General features: G+C 69.3%; 19 protein-coding genes. 9 read left to right on the top strand and 10 right to left on the bottom strand.

What is annotated here, in order from left to right; genetic code table 11:
• Window positions 1–28 precede the first annotated feature (28 nt).
• The 3 genes from AB3M82_RS05125 to AB3M82_RS05115 all read left to right on the top strand — a co-directional run bounded on the left by AB3M82_RS05125 (window position 29) and on the right by AB3M82_RS05115 (window position 2,410).
• The gene (locus AB3M82_RS05125) at window positions 29–700 is read left to right on the top strand and encodes a hypothetical protein (protein ID WP_412956009.1); all 672 of its coding nucleotides are present in this window, start codon (window positions 29–31) and stop codon (window positions 698–700) included.
• A 133-nt stretch (window positions 701–833) separates the two neighbouring features.
• Window positions 834–1,445, top strand: coding sequence for a hypothetical protein (locus AB3M82_RS05120; RefSeq protein WP_412956008.1), 612 nt, complete (start codon window positions 834–836; stop codon window positions 1,443–1,445).
• Window positions 1,446–1,633: 188 nt separating this feature from the next.
• Window positions 1,634–2,410, top strand: a complete 777-nt coding sequence (locus AB3M82_RS05115) for a DUF1883 domain-containing protein (RefSeq protein ID WP_412956007.1) — start codon at window positions 1,634–1,636, stop codon at window positions 2,408–2,410.
• A gap of 182 nt (window positions 2,411–2,592) precedes the next feature.
• Here AB3M82_RS05115 and nhaA read toward each other — a convergent pair whose 3' ends face one another.
• Both nhaA and AB3M82_RS05105 read right to left on the bottom strand, forming a co-directional pair.
• Window positions 2,593–3,882: a Na+/H+ antiporter NhaA gene (nhaA, locus tag AB3M82_RS05110; RefSeq protein ID WP_412956006.1), complete on the bottom strand. Its 1,290-nt coding sequence runs from the start codon at window positions 3,880–3,882 to the stop codon at window positions 2,593–2,595.
• 66 nt (window positions 3,883–3,948) lie between these two features.
• Window positions 3,949–4,122: a hypothetical protein gene (locus AB3M82_RS05105; protein WP_412956004.1), complete on the bottom strand. Its 174-nt coding sequence runs from the start codon at window positions 4,120–4,122 to the stop codon at window positions 3,949–3,951.
• A 137-nt stretch (window positions 4,123–4,259) separates the two neighbouring features.
• Here AB3M82_RS05105 and AB3M82_RS05100 point away from each other — a divergent pair, with 137 nt between their 5' ends.
• The 4 genes from AB3M82_RS05100 to AB3M82_RS05085 all read left to right on the top strand — a co-directional run bounded on the left by AB3M82_RS05100 (window position 4,260) and on the right by AB3M82_RS05085 (window position 9,281).
• Window positions 4,260–5,903: a RecQ family ATP-dependent DNA helicase gene (locus tag AB3M82_RS05100; RefSeq protein ID WP_412956002.1), complete on the top strand. Its 1,644-nt coding sequence runs from the start codon at window positions 4,260–4,262 to the stop codon at window positions 5,901–5,903.
• Window positions 5,904–6,007: 104 nt separating this feature from the next.
• Window positions 6,008–6,691, top strand: a complete 684-nt coding sequence (locus AB3M82_RS05095) for a hypothetical protein (protein ID WP_412956000.1) — start codon at window positions 6,008–6,010, stop codon at window positions 6,689–6,691.
• A 183-nt stretch (window positions 6,692–6,874) separates the two neighbouring features.
• Window positions 6,875–7,897 carry a TerC family protein gene (locus AB3M82_RS05090; RefSeq protein WP_412955998.1) on the top strand — a complete coding sequence of 341 codons (1,023 nt, stop codon included), beginning with the start codon at window positions 6,875–6,877 and terminating at the stop codon, window positions 7,895–7,897.
• Window positions 7,898–7,994: 97 nt separating this feature from the next.
• Complete coding sequence (locus AB3M82_RS05085) at window positions 7,995–9,281, top strand: hemolysin family protein (protein ID WP_412955996.1); 1,287 nt, start codon at window positions 7,995–7,997, stop codon at window positions 9,279–9,281.
• A 55-nt stretch (window positions 9,282–9,336) separates the two neighbouring features.
• Here AB3M82_RS05085 and AB3M82_RS05080 read toward each other — a convergent pair whose 3' ends face one another.
• The 5 genes from AB3M82_RS05080 to AB3M82_RS05060 form a co-directional block, all read right to left on the bottom strand.
• Window positions 9,337–10,764, bottom strand: coding sequence for a PepSY-associated TM helix domain-containing protein (locus AB3M82_RS05080; RefSeq protein ID WP_412955995.1), 1,428 nt, complete (start codon window positions 10,762–10,764; stop codon window positions 9,337–9,339).
• Complete coding sequence (locus AB3M82_RS05075) at window positions 10,764–12,008, bottom strand: Dyp-type peroxidase (protein ID WP_412955994.1); 1,245 nt, start codon at window positions 12,006–12,008, stop codon at window positions 10,764–10,766. Before AB3M82_RS05075 ends, AB3M82_RS05080 begins: the two co-directional genes overlap by 1 nt.
• Window positions 12,008–12,541 (bottom strand): copper chaperone PCu(A)C, encoded by a 534-nt coding sequence (locus tag AB3M82_RS05070; RefSeq protein WP_412955993.1) that lies wholly within the window; start codon window positions 12,539–12,541, stop codon window positions 12,008–12,010. Before AB3M82_RS05070 ends, AB3M82_RS05075 begins: the two co-directional genes overlap by 1 nt.
• An 11-nt stretch (window positions 12,542–12,552) precedes the next feature.
• Window positions 12,553–13,161: a copper resistance CopC family protein gene (locus AB3M82_RS05065; RefSeq protein ID WP_412955992.1), complete on the bottom strand. Its 609-nt coding sequence runs from the start codon at window positions 13,159–13,161 to the stop codon at window positions 12,553–12,555.
• Window positions 13,162–13,282: 121 nt separating this feature from the next.
• Window positions 13,283–13,888 (bottom strand): hypothetical protein, encoded by a 606-nt coding sequence (locus AB3M82_RS05060; RefSeq protein WP_412955991.1) that lies wholly within the window; start codon window positions 13,886–13,888, stop codon window positions 13,283–13,285.
• A 114-nt stretch (window positions 13,889–14,002) separates the two neighbouring features.
• On the opposite strand from AB3M82_RS05060, the gene AB3M82_RS05055 reads away from it, so the two are divergent.
• Window positions 14,003–14,518, top strand: coding sequence for a DUF2231 domain-containing protein (locus tag AB3M82_RS05055; protein ID WP_412955990.1), 516 nt, complete (start codon window positions 14,003–14,005; stop codon window positions 14,516–14,518).
• Window positions 14,519–14,528: 10 nt separating this feature from the next.
• Here AB3M82_RS05055 and AB3M82_RS05050 read toward each other — a convergent pair whose 3' ends face one another.
• Window positions 14,529–15,578, bottom strand: a complete 1,050-nt coding sequence (locus AB3M82_RS05050) for an SDR family oxidoreductase (RefSeq protein ID WP_412955988.1) — start codon at window positions 15,576–15,578, stop codon at window positions 14,529–14,531.
• Between the two features lie 4 nt (window positions 15,579–15,582).
• A complete protein-coding gene (locus AB3M82_RS05045; RefSeq protein ID WP_412955986.1) occupies window positions 15,583–16,464 on the bottom strand; it encodes a manganese catalase in 882 nt (293 codons plus the stop codon).
• A gap of 147 nt (window positions 16,465–16,611) precedes the next feature.
• On the opposite strand from AB3M82_RS05045, the gene AB3M82_RS05040 reads away from it, so the two are divergent.
• Window positions 16,612–17,055, top strand: coding sequence for an SRPBCC family protein (locus tag AB3M82_RS05040; protein ID WP_412955985.1), 444 nt, complete (start codon window positions 16,612–16,614; stop codon window positions 17,053–17,055).
• A 33-nt stretch (window positions 17,056–17,088) separates the two neighbouring features.
• On the opposite strand, the gene AB3M82_RS05035 is transcribed toward AB3M82_RS05040, so the two are convergent.
• Window positions 17,089–17,622 (bottom strand): small multidrug efflux protein, encoded by a 534-nt coding sequence (locus AB3M82_RS05035; protein WP_412955984.1) that lies wholly within the window; start codon window positions 17,620–17,622, stop codon window positions 17,089–17,091.
• Window positions 17,623–17,730 lie beyond the last annotated feature (108 nt).

The following is a 17,730-nucleotide window of genomic DNA, read 5'->3' as shown; positions in this document are numbered from 1 at the left end:
GTATCGACATGGTCGCTAGATTGACTTCATGCCTCCCACCCCTTCGCCCGACCCGCTGCTGATCCAAGTAGTGGGTGGAGGCGACGGAGCGCCGTGGTGGGGCGTGCCGGTGATCGCTGGGGTCTTCCTGATCGTCGGCGGGTTCCTCTCGTACTTGTGGACGCGATCGAACGACAAGCGACGAGGCGACCGAGAGCGCAACGACGCCCTCACCGAGGAACTTGTGGAACTGACTGCCGAGTTCGTCGCGCTCGGTAGCAAGTTCAGCACGCTGGCTGAGAAAAGCCTAGTCACACCCTTGGATGAGTTCTTACCCGAGCTGGTCGATGAGAGCACGGAACTCATCGGGCAACACTCAGTCCTCTTCAACCGCGCTCGTCTAGTAATGCCTCAGAGCATCCAACTGGCTGTGCAGAAGTACTCAGCGGCATGTATCTCGCTGACGTTCCCACCCTTCGGGGAATCAAGCATGACTCCCCGAATGAACAATTACGTGCAGTCTGAACAAGAACTCGTCAACGCACTGCGGCGTCTACGCGGCCTGACGGATCTCGTAACGACTGGCGGCATCGATTCACAAGAGAAGCGCATCGCCTTCGCGGACCGCGTTACGGATCAGCTCATCAAAACGATGAACGACAACGGCATCGAGATTGTAGATGGCAAGAAGAAGCCGACGGAGCCTCCGACCGTCTCATGACACAAGAAGAGCGCCCCTCTCGGAGCGCTCCGGGGCGCTTCGCTGACGAGTCGCCCCACAGACCGGTATTCGCGTTCGGTTCCGATAAGTGACCCTCGCGACTAGCATCCTGAAAAGATCGCGGCCAGCCGTTGTGCAACTCATCAGCGAGATCGACCGGTTGTCTCCGGAGCGACTGGGCAGCGTCATTCCCGCATCACCAAGGCTGGCCCTTGAGATTGTTGACGACGGTATGGTGCGGTCGTTGCCGAGATGGCGAACCAAGTTGTTGGCCCACAGTCTGCAGGAGCATACGCCCCGGGACCTACTTTCGATCGCGCGAATCCTTCTGCGATATGCGGACCTCAGCGACGATCAGGCGGCGGAAGTAGCGGCCGACATTCAAAAGGCTCTGGATGGCGAGTCTGTTGCTTCTCGTGCTACAGTCCTTGCTCTGCAAGAGCATGTCCCTGACATTGCGGATGAGATGCAGCTCGGTCTGCGAGCGAAGACGCTCGCGCGCGTGTTAAGGACCCCTAACTCGAAACTGGACGTATCGCAGCGAGAACCGGACTGGGCGGCGTTCCAGGAGGAAGTTCTCACCGCCCCCGTTGACCCTGCTGTCGAAACCGTGGCTCGCGGCGCTGCGGAGGCGTTGTACAGCCTCCTCACGCGCGACCAGGATAATCGCGCAATGGAGCGATTGCCTGTAGGCCTGCGCTCGGTCGAATCGGCCGAAGTGCTCAAACCACACTTCGACACGTAACTGAAACTTCGAGCGTCTTCATCGAGTTGCGGGATCGCGTCCTGCCGACAGTGAATCGACAGCCCCTTGGCGACTCGCTCAGATGACGGGGTGAACCGGACTCGACTGCGGCACACGCAGCAGTGTCGGAGGTGTGAGGTTCAATGTTCTTGTGGCTCGGTGGTCGCGCCACAGGAACGGCTGACCAAATGAACTTCACAAAGTACGACTTAGGACGCCTCGATGAAGGGGCGACCGTAGTCGTCACGTTGAGCACGGGAGCCAATGTGCGGCTCATGGATAGCTCCAATTTCAATAGCTATCGGAGCGGTCGCCGCCACCAGTACCGCGGCGGGCTCGCGAACCGATCGCCTATGCGTATCGCGGTTCCGTCAACGGGGCACTGGTACCTTACGGTCGATCTCGCGGGGCTACGAGCAACACAAGTCCGCTCCAGCGTGGCGGTCGAGCCGCCAGCTCTCCCCGTGGCACGCGCATCCCAGTCACCCCTCATCGGCATCCGAAACGAGCCGCCGACTCATCTGACTCCTGACGACACAGGGCAGACGTGGGACGTCTTCATCTCGCATGCTGGAGAGGACAAGCAGGCCGTGGCACTCCCGCTTTACGACGCGCTCACGGCGCGAGGTCTGAAAGTGTGGCTAGACAAGGGCGAACTGCGCATCGGGGACAGCCTTCGTCGCAAGATCGACTACGGGCTCGCGCACTCGTCATTCGGAGTGGTCATCTTCTCGAAGTCGTTTTTTGCGAAGGGGTGGCCCCAGTATGAGCTCGACGGGATCGTCGGTTTGTCCGTGGCCGGGAAGCAGCGCATGCTGCCGATCTGGCACGAGATTTCCAAGGACGAAGTCGAGGCCAACTCTCCGTCTCTCGCTGACAAGATCGCTCGGACCACGGCGGTGAGTACGATCGCTGAGATCGCGGACGAGGTCGTCGCCGTAGTTCGCGATGCAGATGCCGCCTAAGCCAGTAGACGGCCGCGTCCAACGCGCTGGCTTCTCGTGCATCAGCGAGCGCGCCCTTGGCAGCGTGAATGCGACAGCCCTGCGAGACAGCTGAAGATTCTGACAACTTCAATGAGACTAGATCTCCGTTTTGCGGACTTCGGAATCCGCAGGATTGCAAGGGATCCCTGTCTCAGTTCCGGTCAACTTTCATGAGATCGGACAGATGCTCCGCGGCGGGCGCGCGCGTTGCGCCGCGCGAGCAGGGATCCGCCGAGCAGCGCCGCGACCAGGGAGCCGATCAGGACGCCGATCTTGACGTGCTCGTCCGCCACGGAGCTCGATCCGTAGGCGAGCTCGCCGACGAGGAGCGACACCGTGAAGCCGATTCCGGCCAGGAAGGCCATGCCGGTCAGATCGGGCCACCGCAGGGTCGGGTCGAGACGCAGAGTCGGGATGCGGCTGACGAGGTACGTGGTGGCGAGGATGCCGATGGGCTTGCCGGCCACGAGTCCGACGATGATCCCGATCGTGAGGGGATCGGAGAGGGCGGACGTGAGCCCGTCCATTCCGCCGATGGTGACCCCCGCGGCGAAGAACGCGAACACCGGCACGGCGAACAGCGTCGCGACCACACCCCATCGGTCGGCGAAGTGCGGGGCCAGCCCGTCGTAGACCGGCTCGCCGCTCGCGTCCTCACCGACGCGGACGCGAGCGGACCGCGTCGGTACGACGGGGACGACGAAGCCGAGCAGCACGCCGGCGACGGTGGCGTGGATGCCGGCGGCATGGATACAGACCCAGACGGCGATCGCCAGCGGCAGCAGAAGCCACCACGCGCGGACGCCCTTCTGCACGAGCAGCGCGAATCCGGCCAGGGGCAGCAGGGCGAGGGCGAGCCAGGGGAGACTGATCGCCTCGGTGTAGAACGTGGCGATGATCGTGATGGCGATGAGGTCGTCGATGATGGCCAGCGTCAGGAGGAAGACGCGGAGGGAGGCGGGAAGGAACCTTCCGACGACGGCGATCACGGCGACCGCGAAGGCGATGTCCGTCGCGGTCGGGATGGCCCAGCCGTGCAGTGCGTCGGCCCCGCTGCCGAGGTTGATGAGCACGAAGAGGACCGCCGGGACGATCACACCCCCGACTGCGGCGACGATCGGCAGGGCCGCCTGACGCGGATTGCGCAGTCGGCCGGTGACGAACTCCTCCTTCAGCTCGAGTCCCACCACGAAGAAGAAGATCGCCAACAGGCCGTCGGCGGCCCATGCCCCCACGCTGAGGTCGAGGTGGAGTTCCGGGATGCCGAAGGTGGCGTCACGCACGGTCTCGTACCAGCCCGCTGCGGGACTGTTCGCGAGGATCAGGGCCGCCAGCGTGGCGGCGAGGAGGAGAGAACCGCCGAGCACGTCGCTGCGGGCGTTGGATCGGATGCCGCGCCAGATCTCATGGGGAGCGCGGCGGACACGGGAACGAAGGGACGGAGTGGACACGAGAAGACCTCACGCGGTCGAAGGGATGGATGGCGCAGGAGACCAGCGCCCCGATCGAGGCGCGGTCTAGGCGCGTGGCGGGGGACAGCCCGCGATCTCGCCGTGCGACAGCGTGCCCCAGACACTGGTCCATCCGTTCGTGCCGGGGTGCAGCACGACTCGCATCCACCGCCGCATCGGCGTCGCGGAACGCAGCGCGAGCGGTGCGCGCAGCGAGCCGGCGGCCGAGCGGAGAGGCATACGACCAGCGTATCCGTCGCGGGGCCGGTTCGATCGCCGCGACGTATCGCGGACCGCTGGTCGGGTCAAGCCCGTCAGCGCATCCGGCGCGCGGGGTTTGACTGGAACCTCCACCCGCACGACCCGAAGGACACCCCGTGAGCACTGCCCCGACCCTCGCCGAGACCCGACGGACCGCGCGCGAGGCGTTCGGCTGGGACACGCTGCTCCCGGGGCAGGGCGAGGCGATCGCCTCGGTGGTCGGCGGGCGGGACACGCTCGTGGTGTTCCCGACCGGGGCGGGGAAGTCCGCGGTCTACCAGATCGCGGGTCTCGAGCTCGGCGGGGTGACGCTCGTCGTCTCGCCGCTCCTCGCGCTGCAGCGCGATCAGGTGCTCTCCATCGACGCCGCCCCCGACGCCCCGGCGGCGGTCGCGCTCAACTCCCGCTCCTCGGCGAAGGCCGAGCGAGCGGCGTGGGCGGCGATCGAGAGCGGCGATCCCGTCTACGTGTTCCTCGCGCCCGAGCAGTTCGCGCGCGCCGAGGTGATGGAGCGGCTGATCCGAGCGGATGTGCGGCTTCTGGTCGTGGACGAGGCGCATTGCGTCTCGGCCTGGGGCCACGACTTCCGCCCGGACTACGCGCGCATCGGCGACGCGGCATCCGCTCTCGGGCATCCGCCGATCCTCGCGCTGACCGCGACCGCGTCGTCGCCCGTGCGGGCCGACATCGTCGAGAAGCTCGGGATGCGCGACCCGCATCTCGAGATCCGCGGGATGGACCGTCCCGAGATCCACCTCGCCGTCACCCGCCACGAGAGCGACGGCGCCAAGCGCAAGGCGGTCGTCGAGGAGGTCGTCGCCGAGCCGGGTCCGACGCTCGTGTACGTCGCGACCCGCCGCGAGACCGAGACGTACGCCAACGAGCTCGCCGAGCGCGGGCGGCGCACGGCCGCGTACCACGGAGGGATGAGCGCGAAGGCCCGCGACGCCGTGCACGAGGACTGGCAGGAGGGGCGGCTCGACGTCGTGGTCGCGACCTCGGCCTTCGGCATGGGGATCGACAAGGCCGACGTCCGCCTCGTCACCCATGCCGACGTCACCGAGTCGCTCGACTCCTACGCGCAGGAGATCGGTCGTGCGGCGCGCGACGGCGAGCCCGCCCGCGCCGTGCTCCACTACCGCCCCGAGGACTTCTCGGTGCGGTCGTTCTTCGCCGGCGGGCACACGAAGCCCTCCGAGGTGTCGGCCGTGTGGGAAGCGCTGGGCCGCGAGGGCCGGATGCGGGCGAACGCCGTCGGTGCCGCCGCGGGCCTGAGCGCCCGGGTGACCTCCCGCGTGCTCGGGGCGATCGTGGCCGCCGGGGCCGCGACCTCCACCGCGAAGGGCTTCCAGGCCCTGGACGGCCGTCATCGGGACGAGGTGATCGAGGCCGTCCGAGCGCACGAGGACGCGCAGCAGCGCATCCGCGAATCCCGCATCGCCGTCATGCGCTCGTACGCCGAGGCCGTGCGGTGCCGCCGGATCGCGCTCCTCGAGTACTTCGGCGTCGATGCCCCCGAGGCGTGCGGCGCCTGCGACCGCTGCGATGCCCTCGGCCGCGACGAGGGCGACGCGGACGCCCCGGCATCCGCCCCGTCCGACGACGCGCTCCACCCCGACGATGCGGTGCAGCACGTGGAGTGGGGCGCCGGGACGGTCGTGAGCGTCGAGTCCGACCGCATGACGGTGTTCTTCGAGGACCAGGGGTACAAGGTCGTCGCGCGCGAAGCGCTCGAACGCGGGATCGTCGAGGTCGCCTGAGGCGGTGCGCGGAGCACCGCGCAGAGTTCCCAGCACCATACGCGCATGTGGGAGGCAGGACAACCACCTTCGTCGCGAAGGTGCACGCCTCTAGCTTCAGCCTCATGAACGAGATCAACCGCGAACCAGAGCCCCGTACGGTCCGTGGAGCGGGCACCCCCGCCTCTGAGACCGACACCCGCCCCGCACTGGTGCGGGAGACACCCGCGGCGGTCCGGGACGAACCCGCGACCCTCCGCGACGACGTGCACCGCCGTGAGAAGGCGGAGTTCGGCGGATTCAAGTTCGGCTCCGCGTTCTTCGGCTGGCTCACCGCGATGGGCACGACCGTGCTCCTCACGGCGCTCGTCGGGGCGATCGGCGCCGCGGTCGGCGCGAGCAACGACACCACACCGGAAGAGGTCGCGGATTCGGCCCTCGGCACGGTCGGCGTGCTCGCCGTGATCGTCATCGGGCTGGTGCTGCTCGTGTCATACTTCGCCGGCGGATACGTCGCCGGGCGCATGGCGCGATTCAGCGGAGCCAAGCAGGGCATCGCCGTCTGGATCTGGGCGGTCGCGGTCGCCGTCGTCGTCGCGATCGTCACGGCGATCGCCGGCTCGCAGTGGGACATCCTGGGCAGCCTGCAGGGCTTCCCGCGCATCCCGGTCACCCCCGAGACGGCGACGCTCACCGGCATCCTCACCGCCGTCGGCGCCGCGATCGTCACGCTCGTCGGCGCCATCCTGGGCGGACTCGCCGGCATGCGGTACCACCGCAAGGTCGATCGCGTCGGCCTCGGTCGCTGACCGCTCACGGCGGGCGGTCGAAGAGCACGGTCGGCATCCCGTAGACTGGAGTCACCAAGGGGAGTACTCCGACACGGTGGGTTCGTCATTACGGATGCGGTCGCATCCCGGTCCACCGGTTCCCGATCGGGAATGGGGAAGACTTTGGCGCTGCTTCTGCATACGCCGAGTCTGGAGTCTCCATTGGAAATCACCCCCCTCATCTGGGCCATCACGATCGCCGTCACGATCGGGTTCTTCGTCTACGAGTTCTTCGCGCACGTGCGCACGCCGCACGAGCCCACCATCGGGGAGTCGGCCCGGTGGTCGATCTTCTACATCAGCCTCGCGCTGCTGTTCGGCGTCGGCATCGGCGTCTTCTCGGGCTGGACGTTCGGGGGCGAGTACTTCGCCGGCTATCTGACCGAGAAGGCCCTGTCGATCGACAACCTCTTCGTGTTCCTCATCGTGATGACCGGGTTCGCGGTGCCGAAGAAGTACCAGCAGAAGGTGCTGATGATCGGCATCGTGATCGCGCTGATCCTGCGCGGCATCTTCATCGCCGTCGGCGCGACGCTGATCGAGAACTTCTCCTGGATCTTCTACATCTTCGGCGCGCTGCTGCTCTTCCTGGCCTATCGCCAGGCGTTCAGCAATCACGACAGCAACCCCGCCGACGGGAAGTTCATGACCTTCGTGCGCCGGCACCTGCCGGTGAGCAACGAGTACAACGGCGACAAGCTCACGGTGGTCAAGAACGGCAAGCGGTTCGTGACGCCGATGCTGCTCACGATCATCGCGATCGGGTTCGTCGACCTGGTCTTCGCCGTCGACTCGATCCCCGCCATCTACGGTCTGACCGACGAGGCCTATATCGTTTTCACCGCGAACGCCTTCGCCCTCATGGGCCTCCGGCAGCTGTACTTCCTCATCGGCGGACTGCTCGAGCGCCTGGTCTACCTCGCCCAGGGGCTTGCGGTGATCCTCGCGTTCATCGGCGTGAAGCTCGTCTTCCACGCCCTGCACGTCAACGAGCTGCCGTTCGTCAACGGCGGCGAGCCCGTGCTGTGGGCTCCCGAGATCCCGATCTGGTTCTCGCTGCTCTTCATCGCCGCGACCATCGCGGTCGCCACCGTCGCGAGCCTCGTCAAGACGCGTCGCGACCCGGCATCCGTCTCTTCCCCGACCGACACCACCCCCATCATCGACAAGAAGGAGCACTCTTGAGCGCGTCGCGCTGTTCTGACCCGTCATCGGATTCTGACAGTACGAGCGCCCGGGTCATCCCGGGCGCGCACCCCACGATGAGCGAGGTGGCCCGCTGATGGGCGACCTGCTCTGGAACATCGCCCTCGTCTTCGCGTTCGTGCTGATCGGCGGTGTCTTCGCCGCGACGGAGATGGCGCTCGTGACGCTGCGCGAGAGCCAGATCAACGCGATCGGGCAGCGGGGCCGGCGAGGCGCGAAGGTCGCGTCGCTCGCCCGCAACCCCAACACCTTCCTCTCGGCCGTGCAGATCGGCGTGACCGTGGCGGGGTTCGCCTCGGCGGCCTACGGCGCGACATCGATCGCCCCCTCGGTCGCTCCGCTGTTCGAGTCGTGGGGCATGGACCCCGGGATCTCGCTGACGATCGCGACCATCGTGCTCACCCTGGTGATCGCGTACCTCTCGCTGGTGCTGGGCGAGCTGGTGCCGAAACGGCTCGCGATCCAGCGCAATGCGCAGTTCGCCTACGCCGTCGCACCGGCTCTCAACGGGTTCGCGATCGTCATGCGGCCGGTGATCTGGCTGCTGTCGGTGTCGACCAACGCGCTCGTGCGCGTGCTCGGCGGTGATCCCGACAAGACCGGGGAAGAGCTCAGCGACGAGGAGGTGCGCGACATCGTGGCGTCCCACCAGGGGCTGCCCGACGACGAGCGACGCATCCTCGACGACGTCCTGTCGTTGCGCGGCCGCCAGGTCAGCGAGGTCATGCGCCCACGGCCCGAGGTCGTGGCGCTCGACCAGACCGCCACCGTCGCCGAGGCGATCGCCCAGGCGCGCGACCTCCCGTTCTCGCGCTACCCCGTATCGGACAAGTCGATCGACGACATCACGGGCTTCGTGCACGTGCGCGACCTCTTCGAAGCGGCGGCGGCGGATCCCGAGCGTCCCGTCGAGGGTCTGATCCGCGCCATCCCGTACATCCCGTCGACCGCGCGCGTGCTGCCGACGCTGACCCGCATGCGGGCCGACGGGCATCACATCGCGGTCGTGGTGGACGAGTACGGCGGGACCGACGGTCTCGTCACGCTCGAGGACCTGGTGGAGGAGGTCGTGGGCGAGATCTTCGACGAGTACGACACGGCCGAGATCGACGCGCCGGGCGGAGGGATCGACGGGCGCCTCAACCTGCAGGACTTCGAGGAGGCGACCGGCCTCGAGCTTCCGCGCGGATCGTCCGACACGATCGCCGGCTTCATCACCGAGCAGCTCGGTCGGCTGGCGGTCGTCGGCGACACCGTCGACGTCCCCGGCGCGACCATCCAGGTCGCCGAGCTCGACCGTCGTCGCATCGCCCGCGTGCGGGTGACCCCGCGCGCCGAGGCCGAGTCCGAAGCCGTGATCTGATCCCGCTGGACGAACCGCCCCGCCCGACGCGGTGGGGCGGTTCGCTGCGTCCGGGCTACTCTCGGGCGCGGTGCCGCGAGACCAGACCCACGACGACATCGACGACGAGGAAGCCCACGAGGGTCCAGCCGACGAGGGGCAGCCAGACGCCGATGAGCACCCCGGATGCCGCCACCGCGAGCAGGCCCCACCACGGCGCGTCGCGCAGCACCCCGCGCGGCGGAGGCGTGCCGCCGAACCGTCGCGGCGGCCGCGGGGGTCGCCGCTTCCACCACATCGCGTACCCCAGCACCACCATGGCGGCGATGGCCGCGGCGATGAGGAACAGCACGATCTGGTTCACGAGCCCGAACATGACCCCCATATGCAGGTCGATGCCCCACCGGGCGAGCTTGGCGGGCAGCGAGTAGTCGGCGAAGTCCACCCGGTCGACGAGGTGCAGGGTCGTCCCGTCGATCGCGACCGAGTCGACCTGGGTCGGGAAGGACGCCTTGATCTCGCGCACCGTCCAGGCCGCGCCGGGCGTGGCCGGGGGCGTGATCTCGACCAGGCCCGTGTCGACGTTGGCGCGCTGCGCGATCGCGAGCACCGCATCGAAGGTCGCCGGGTTCGCCGCCCCGGTCGGGGCCGATGAGGCACCGTGATGCCCGGCGTGCTCGTCGGCCGCGGCATCCGATCCGCCGTCGAGCGTCGTATCGAGCGCGGGCGTGGTCCAGTCGAGTGCCGTTCGGAGGTTCGAGACGTTCGTGCCTCCGTACTGCGACCACGTGATGCCCGTGGCCGAGAGGAACAGTGCCCCGAGCACCACCCAGATCCCGACCGAGGCGTGCCGTCCGAACACCCGTCGGTACCCGGTGTGCGCCGGATTCGGTCGGAGGAGGTCCTTCTTCGCGCGCGCCGTGCGGATGCGGGCGATCCAGAGCACCAGCCCGGCGAGCGCCACGATCCCGAGCCAGGATGCCGCGAGCTCGCTGTAAGTGCGGCCGAACTCGCCGAGGTGCAGGTTGCGATGCAGCTGGTCGATCCAGGTGCGCAGCGGCAGCGCGCCGCTGGTGCCGTACACGGTCAGATCGCCGCGGATCTCGCCGGTTCCCGGATCGATGAACACGGCGCGCGACTTGCTCGGCCCGAGTCCCTCCTGCGCGAAAAGGATGCGCGAGGTGTCGCCCGGCTCGGGGGCGGGGCGCACGGCCGAGAGCGTCGCCTCGCCGTCGATATGCTCCTCGGCGATCGCGATCTGGTCGGCGAGGGAGAGCTGCGAGTCCGACACCGGCGCATGTAGCTCGTGCGCGTACACGGCCTGCTCCAGCGTCGGGGTCAGCGCATACAGCGCACCGCTGATCGCCGCGACGAGGATGAACGGTCCCACCAGCAGACCGGCGTAGAAGTGGAGCCGCCGCAGGAGCTCGACGAACCAGCGAGGTCGACGCCGGGGGAAGCCGTTCACCGCCGTCTCCGGTGCGGGTGACGTGGTGGTCGACATCACGAGGCGGCTCCCGTCAGCAACGTCTCGCCGATGAACCCGCCCTCGGAGCACCCGGGCGGGATCGCGAACACCGCCGACCCGATCGGGGTCGTCCACTCGTTGAGCAGGTCGAGGTCGGAGAGGCGTTGCTGCATGGGCGTGAACTGACGGTCGACGTCGGCCTGGAACGAGACGAAGATCAGACCGGACTCCGAGACGCTCGCGCCGGTGGGCCGCTCGTCGTAGTTGTACGCCCGGCGGAAGATCTTCTCCCCGTCGTCGCCGCGCGTCCGCCGCATGTGGGCGAACTGCGGGATGACCGGGAAGCCCACGGCCGTCGTGGCCTCGAAGTCCGGCTCGTCGAACTCCTTCGTGCCGGTGAGCGGTGCCCCGTTCGCCAGGGTGCGCCCGACCGACGCCTCGCGTCCGCTGCGATCCAGCCGGTCCCACGTGTCGAGGTCCATGCGGATGCGCCGCACGACCATCCCGGTGCCGCCGGTAAGCCAGCCCTCATCCGACCACACGACCCGGTCGTATTCCGCGGTGCCCGGCTCCGGATTCGCGGTGCCGTCGACCTGGCCCAACAGGTTGCGCATGGTCGTGCCCGGGCGCTCGCTGCCGTAGGCGCGGCGGAACCCCTGCTGGCTCCAGCGGAGAATGGTGAAGCTCCTCGCGTCCTTCAGGAGCATGCGCGCGGCATGCGCGACCGTGAGCGGATCGTCCGCCGCGATCTGCAGGAGCAGGTCGCCGTCGGAGAACTCCGGCTGCAGCCGGTCGATCGAGAAGGCGGGCAGGGGCGCCAGCCACGACGGACCGGTGCCCGCTGCCCGTTCGACGAGGCGAGGCCCGAAGCCGAAGGTGACGGTGAGGCGGGCGGGGGCGAGAGCCAGCTCGGGCTCGGAATCCGCGAGCGCGGGCGTGCCCTGGGTGAGCCGGGCGGCGTCGTCGGTGAGGATGCGCAGGAGCCGGCTGATCCCCTCCCGATCCGTGCCGTCCAGCAGGTCGAGGGCCAGGAACAGCCCGTGCGCCTGCGCCGCGGTGTCGATGCCGGCCTGATGCGCCCCGAAGAACGGGACGGTCTCCTCGCCGTTCATGGGAGTGGAGGGGACGGTGTCGTGCCCGGCATCCCGCCGGTCGAGCGCGACGTCGACTCCGATCGCCGCAGCCGCGCCGAGCCCGGCGACAGCCCCTCCGAGGAGGAACTGCCGCCGGGTCGACCCGGAGGACCGGTCGGAGCGCGCGCCCTCAGCGCGCGAGGGCATCAGTGATCCATGCCTTCGTGCTCGTCGTCGCCCTCGTAGTTCTCGTTGGCGCCGGAGTAGTCCTTCACCGGTGCCGAGAACTCGTACGTCGAGTCGTCCGAGAACGTGAGCGTGACCGTGACCTCATCGCCCGCGGTGAGCGCGCCGGTCAGACCCATCAGCATGATGTGGTCGGCCCCGGGCTCGAGCAGCAGCGTGCCGTCGGCGGGGATGGAGAACCCTCCCTCGATCTCGCGCATGACCATCTCGCCCGCCTCGTTCTCGACGGTCTCGTGCAGCTCGATCGTGCCGGCCGCGTCCGTCTCGGCCGACACGATCGTGACGTCCTGGTCGCTGTCGTTGGAGAGCGTGCCGAAGGCGGCGGACATGTCTTCGTCGGTCGCCTTGACCCACGCGTCCGCGATCGTGACGGAGTCGCCGGCCGGTACCGTCTCGGCGGGAGCCGCCGTGGCGGCGCATCCGGTCAGGGCGAGGGCGCTCACCGCGAGCAGCGCGGCGAGACGGGGGAGGGACTTCAGGGTGGTGGTGTTCATGGACGTGCCTTTCACAGTTGATCCGCGGCATCGCCGGACGCGGCGGGAGCCGTCTTCGGACGGCGGAGGATTCGATACAGGACGAAGGCGACGACGGCGACCGCCGCGCCCGCGCCGCCGACGAGCAGCACACGCAGGCCGCCGTCGGTGTCGTCTGCGGTCTGATTCGAGGCCTCCGGCGCGTACGACGGAGCCCCGTCGTCGGTCGGAGCCTGCACGGCGGCGAGGGGCTCTCCGTCACCGATCGTGAAGGGGACGACGCCCGAGATCGGGTGCCCGTCCTCCGACACGACCTGCCAACGCACCTGGTAGCCCGCGTCGGGCATGCCCGGCTCGAGAGCCGCGGTGACGGTGTTGCCGGTCACCGCGACCTCGCCGGTCGCCCAGTCGCGGCCGTCGGCGTCGATCACGAGAACGACCGCGCCCTGGGTCGATTCGCCGAGCACCAGCAGTTCGCCGGAGTACGTCAGGACGACGCTCTCGGGTGCGGACGCCAGGCGTTCATCGGCCGCGGGTGTGCTGTGGACGAGGGAATCGTGGGCGGATGCCGGAACAGCCGTCGCGAGGACCGCGACGACCGCCACCGCCATCCCGACCGCGAATCTGCGGACAGGGGACATGGATGACAGACCTCTCGACGGGCGCCGTGGTCGGCGCCGCATGTGCGTTCGGATGCCCGGGACGGCGGATCGCCGGCGCGAGCAGGATCACCGTCGGGCTGACGAGCCCGGACGGCGTGGATCAGACCGCAGGGGAGAGGGGTGGGGCGCGACCGCGAAGGGGGGAGAGCAGGAGCGCGCTCCGCAGCTCGACCGCGTCGGCGACAAGCGCCCGGGTCGTGCGCGAGAGCGGACGGGGGGAGACCGTGACGGCGGCGACACGGCGCTGCAGCCAGCGCACGCTCTGCTGAGCGAGGTCGCGCAGGCCGAGCAGGAGGCGCTCGCCGCGGTGCAGGGCGGCGATCGTCACGACCGCGGCCAGGAGGTGCCCGAGCCACATGGTGCCGTCGGCGACGACGGACTCCGGCACCGGGCTGGACGCGGGAAGCACGAGAGGGGCGCCGTGCACGTGGGGGGCGGGTGCGCCCGAGGGCGTGATCGTGCCGAGCACGAACAGCAGGTGGAAGAGGAACTGGCTCACCGCGACCGACAGGCTCAGCCGGATCACCGACAGCCTCCGCCCGGCGAGGAGCACGCACAACATGAACGACAGCATCCAGGGCACGAGGATGCCGAGGGGGCCGGGCATCGGGCCACCCGCCGTGACGTGACCGGCCAGAGCGGCGAAGACCGCCACGGACGACGCCGCGAACCCGCGCAGGACGGCGGGCCTTCGGGTCGGATGCACGCCCCCATTCTGTCAGGTGCCCGGGGCTCCGGCGCCCGCCGCTCGGCCGACCCGGCTGCGGACCGGGCTGTCAAGTCCCTTCTGAGCCTCCACGCCCGGCCCTACGGTCGCAACATGACCACTGAACAGCGCATCGCGCGGGCCAAGCATCCTCGATCCCTCATCGCGGGGCCCTACGGGCACCCGTTCCACCCCGTGGCGATCACGATCCCGATCGGGGCCTGGACGGCGAGCCTGGTCTTCGACATCGTGGCTTTCGCCACCGACGAGTCCGCCTTCGCGATGGGCGCCGCCCTGCTGGTCGGCATCGGGCTCGTGGGGGCGGTGCTCGCGGCGACGCTCGGGTTCATGGACTTCACGCAGATCGCGCGCGGCACCGTCGCCCGCAAGACCGCGCTGGTGCACATGGCTCTCAACCTGACCGCGACCGCGCTGTTCGCCGTCAGCCTCCTCGTGCGGTGGACCGCCGGTGCCGACGAGCCGAACGTCGCCGCCTTCGTGATCAGCGTGGTCGCGTTCCTGATCACCGGCGCGTCGGGGTATCTCGGCGGCAAGCTCGCGTACCGGTGGGGCATCCGCGTCGCCGACGAGGGCACGCAGAGCGAGGGCTTCCAGCCGACCGGACGCTGAGCGCCCGGCGTCAGCGGTGCCGCCGCAGCAGCGCGGCCGTCGCGAACATCGACGCCGCCTGCAGCGAGCGCCGCGAACGCGGATGCGTCGCCAGCCAGGTGTACACGCTGACACGCCGGCCGGGGCGGGGGAGGCCGCCGTCGACCCCGTCGTCGCCGCGGGTGTTGCGCAGGTCCCCGCCGCCCGAGTGGTCGGGCTCGTCGGTGTGCATGATGCCGGGACCCAGGCGTCGCAGCACGGCGTCGACCGCGCCGGGCGCGATCCGCTGCAGGGCGACCAGCATCCGTCCGCCGCCGCCCGCATGGATGATCCGCACCGGATGGGTGGCGGCGAACTCCACCGCGTCGGCCACCACCGCGGAAGCGTAGTACGGCGGCGGGGCCTTCGGGACCCACGGCATGCGGTTGCGGGCGTGGCGGTAGATCGGGGTGTCGATCACGGCGGGCCGCACGGAGGTGATGCTGATGCGCGCGTGGTCGTCGCCCAGCTCCCGGCGGAGACCGTCGAGCGCGCCCTCCAGCGCGTGCTTGGATGCCGCGTACGCGCTGTGGAGGGGCAGCGCCACCGCGGCCTCGACCGAGGAGACGACGATGAGCGCCCCGCCGCCCGCTCGACGCAGAGCCGGAAGGGCCGCCTGGATGCCGTGGATCTGGCCGAGGACGTTGACCTCGAGGACGTCGCGGAACTCCTCCGGCCGTGTCGCCTCGAACGACGCGTACAAGAGCACGCCGGCGTTGCCCACCCACGTGTCGATGCGCCCGAACCACTCCTCGACCTGCGCCACAGCGGTGCGCATGGCGTCGGCATCCGTGACGTCCACGACGAGCGATCGTGCGGTGCCGCCTGCCTCCTCGATGCGCCGCAACGTCTCGGCGAGACCCACCTCGTCACGGGCGAGGGCGACCACGCGCGCGCCCCGGGCGGCCAGCCGCACCGCGACCTCGCGACCGATTCCGCGCGACGCCCCGGTGACGACGGCCACCTGCGCGTCGAGCGGGCGCAGCCGGCGCCGGTGACCCGGTCTGCCGGCTGCGCCCCCCTGCCTCGAGATCAGACTCACGCGGTCATTCCTTGTTGAACGCGTCCTGTGCGGCGCCGGCCACCTTCTCGACGACGTTCGGCAGCTCCGTCGTCCCGTAGAAGCGGGAGTCGGGGTGCGTGGGCGGCGGGTACGCCGCCGAGGTGGTGGGGCCGTCGTGGTAGGTGAACTCGCCCTTGCCGTCGGGGGTCGGACCGGATGCCCAGGAGCCCTCCGCGGCGGCCGCGCCGTCGCTGAAGTTCAGGTACTGATACGACACCTCGCGGTGCTCCTTGTTGAGCGGGAAGTTGCTCGGCGTGGGCAGCTCCTCGGCTCCCGACTCCTTGAGCTCCTCGACCGCGCGCAGCCACTGGTTCTGGTGCATCGTGTCGCGCGCCAGCAGGAAGGCGAGCATGTCCCGGATGCCGTGGTCGTCGGTCATGTGGTACAGCCGGGCCACCTGCACCCGGCCCTGCATCTCGGCGTTCGCGTTGGCCGTGAAGTCCGCCAGCAGGTTGCCGCTGGCGGTGATGTACGAGCCCTGCCACGGGTTGCCGTTGCTGTCGACGGGGCGTGCGCCGGCACCGGCCACGATCCCGTGCTGCACGTCCGTGCCGCCGATGACGGCGGCGACCGTCGGGTCGTCCTGCACGGCCTCCTCGGTGATTCCCAACGGCGACTTCTCGAGCAGCTGCGCGATCATCACCGCGAGCATCTCGACGTGCCCCATCTCCTCGGCCCCGATGCCGAAGACGAGGTCGCGGTACTTGCCGGGGATGTGCATGTTCCATGCCTGGAACTGGTACTGCATGGCGACGGAGATCTCCCCGTACTGACCGCCGAGCACCTCCTGTAGCTTCCGTGCGTACACGGCATCCGGCTTCTCCGGTGTCGCCTTGAACTGCAGTTCTTGCCGGTGGAAGTACATGTTTCCTACCTCTCTGATCTGCGGGTGGGTGGACACCCATCCAGCGCCGCCGAGGGAATGTTCGCCAGGGGGTTTCGTTTCGGCGGAGCGCCTGCGACAATCGCGCTTCGATCGGACTTCGCGGAAGCGACGGTGACAGGAGGCGGCATGGCCGAGAATCGACGACGGATGGCATGCGACCGCGAGTCGGTCTTCCGCGTGCTCGCGGACGGATGGCTCTACCCGGTCTGGGTGGTCGGGGCGTCGCGCATGCGGGAGGTCGACGAGAACTGGCCCGCCGCCGGGTCGAAGCTGCACCACTCCTTCGGCGTGTGGCCGGTGCTGATCGACGACTCGACCAGCGTGCTCGAGTGGGATCCGCCGCGGCGCGCGGTGCTGCAGGCCCGAGGCTGGCCGATCGGCGAGGCCCGGGTCACGATCGAGGCGGCCACCCGGGAGGACGGCTGCGAGGTGCGCATCATCGAGCATCCGGCGACCGGACCCGCGACCCTCATCCCGAGCTTCCTCATCGACCCGATGCTGAAGTGGCGCAACAGCGAGACGCTCCGCCGTCTGGCCTACGTGGCCGAGCGGCGGTGGGACGAGGCCTGACCCCGGTCCCGCCGCCGACGGCTCCCGCGCGGCTCAGCGGATGACGTAGACGGCGCCGCCGACGATCAGGGTCAGCAGGGTCGTCCAGCCGATGATGGCGACCGCCTGCCAGATCAGGATCCGCCCCTTGCCGATGCCCGAGGCCGCGAGCATGGTCGCGGTGAAGTGGGTCGGGAGCAGCAGGGGGCCGAGCAGGCTCACCCCGGGCACCCCGTACCGCTCGAAGGCGCGCTGGAACTTCTGCCGGCGGGCGGTGCGCCGATCGTCGACCGGAGCGTCCTCGACGACGACCGCGCCGTCGGCTCCGGCCAGCTGGCGGGCACGAGTGCGGTCGACGATGGCCTTGCGGGCACCGGAGCTGGCGAGCACGAGAACGGCGACGCAGGCGAAGTTGCCGACGATCCCCGCGATCGCCGCGACGACCGGGTGGATGCCGCCGATGATGCCGATCGCGGCCGCGCCCTCGCCTTCGATGAACGGGATGGCGCCCGCGAGGGCGACGATGAGCGGCTGGACGAGATCGGGCACCTGGGCGACGAGGTCCTGGAAGGTCTCGACGAGGTTCATGGGGGACTCCTGACGGTGACGGCGGCGGGCTCTCCGCTGCGATGACTCCAGTCCAGCCGGTGCCGAGCGCCCGCAGAAGTGCCGCCGTGTCACCGGCATCCGGGCGGT

Source organism: Microbacterium californiense, assembly GCF_047246625.1.
Taxonomy (GTDB): domain Bacteria; phylum Actinomycetota; class Actinomycetes; order Actinomycetales; family Microbacteriaceae; genus Microbacterium.
The sequence above is the reverse complement of the archived record's forward strand: the minus strand, read 5'-3'. Positions and strand labels throughout refer to the sequence as shown.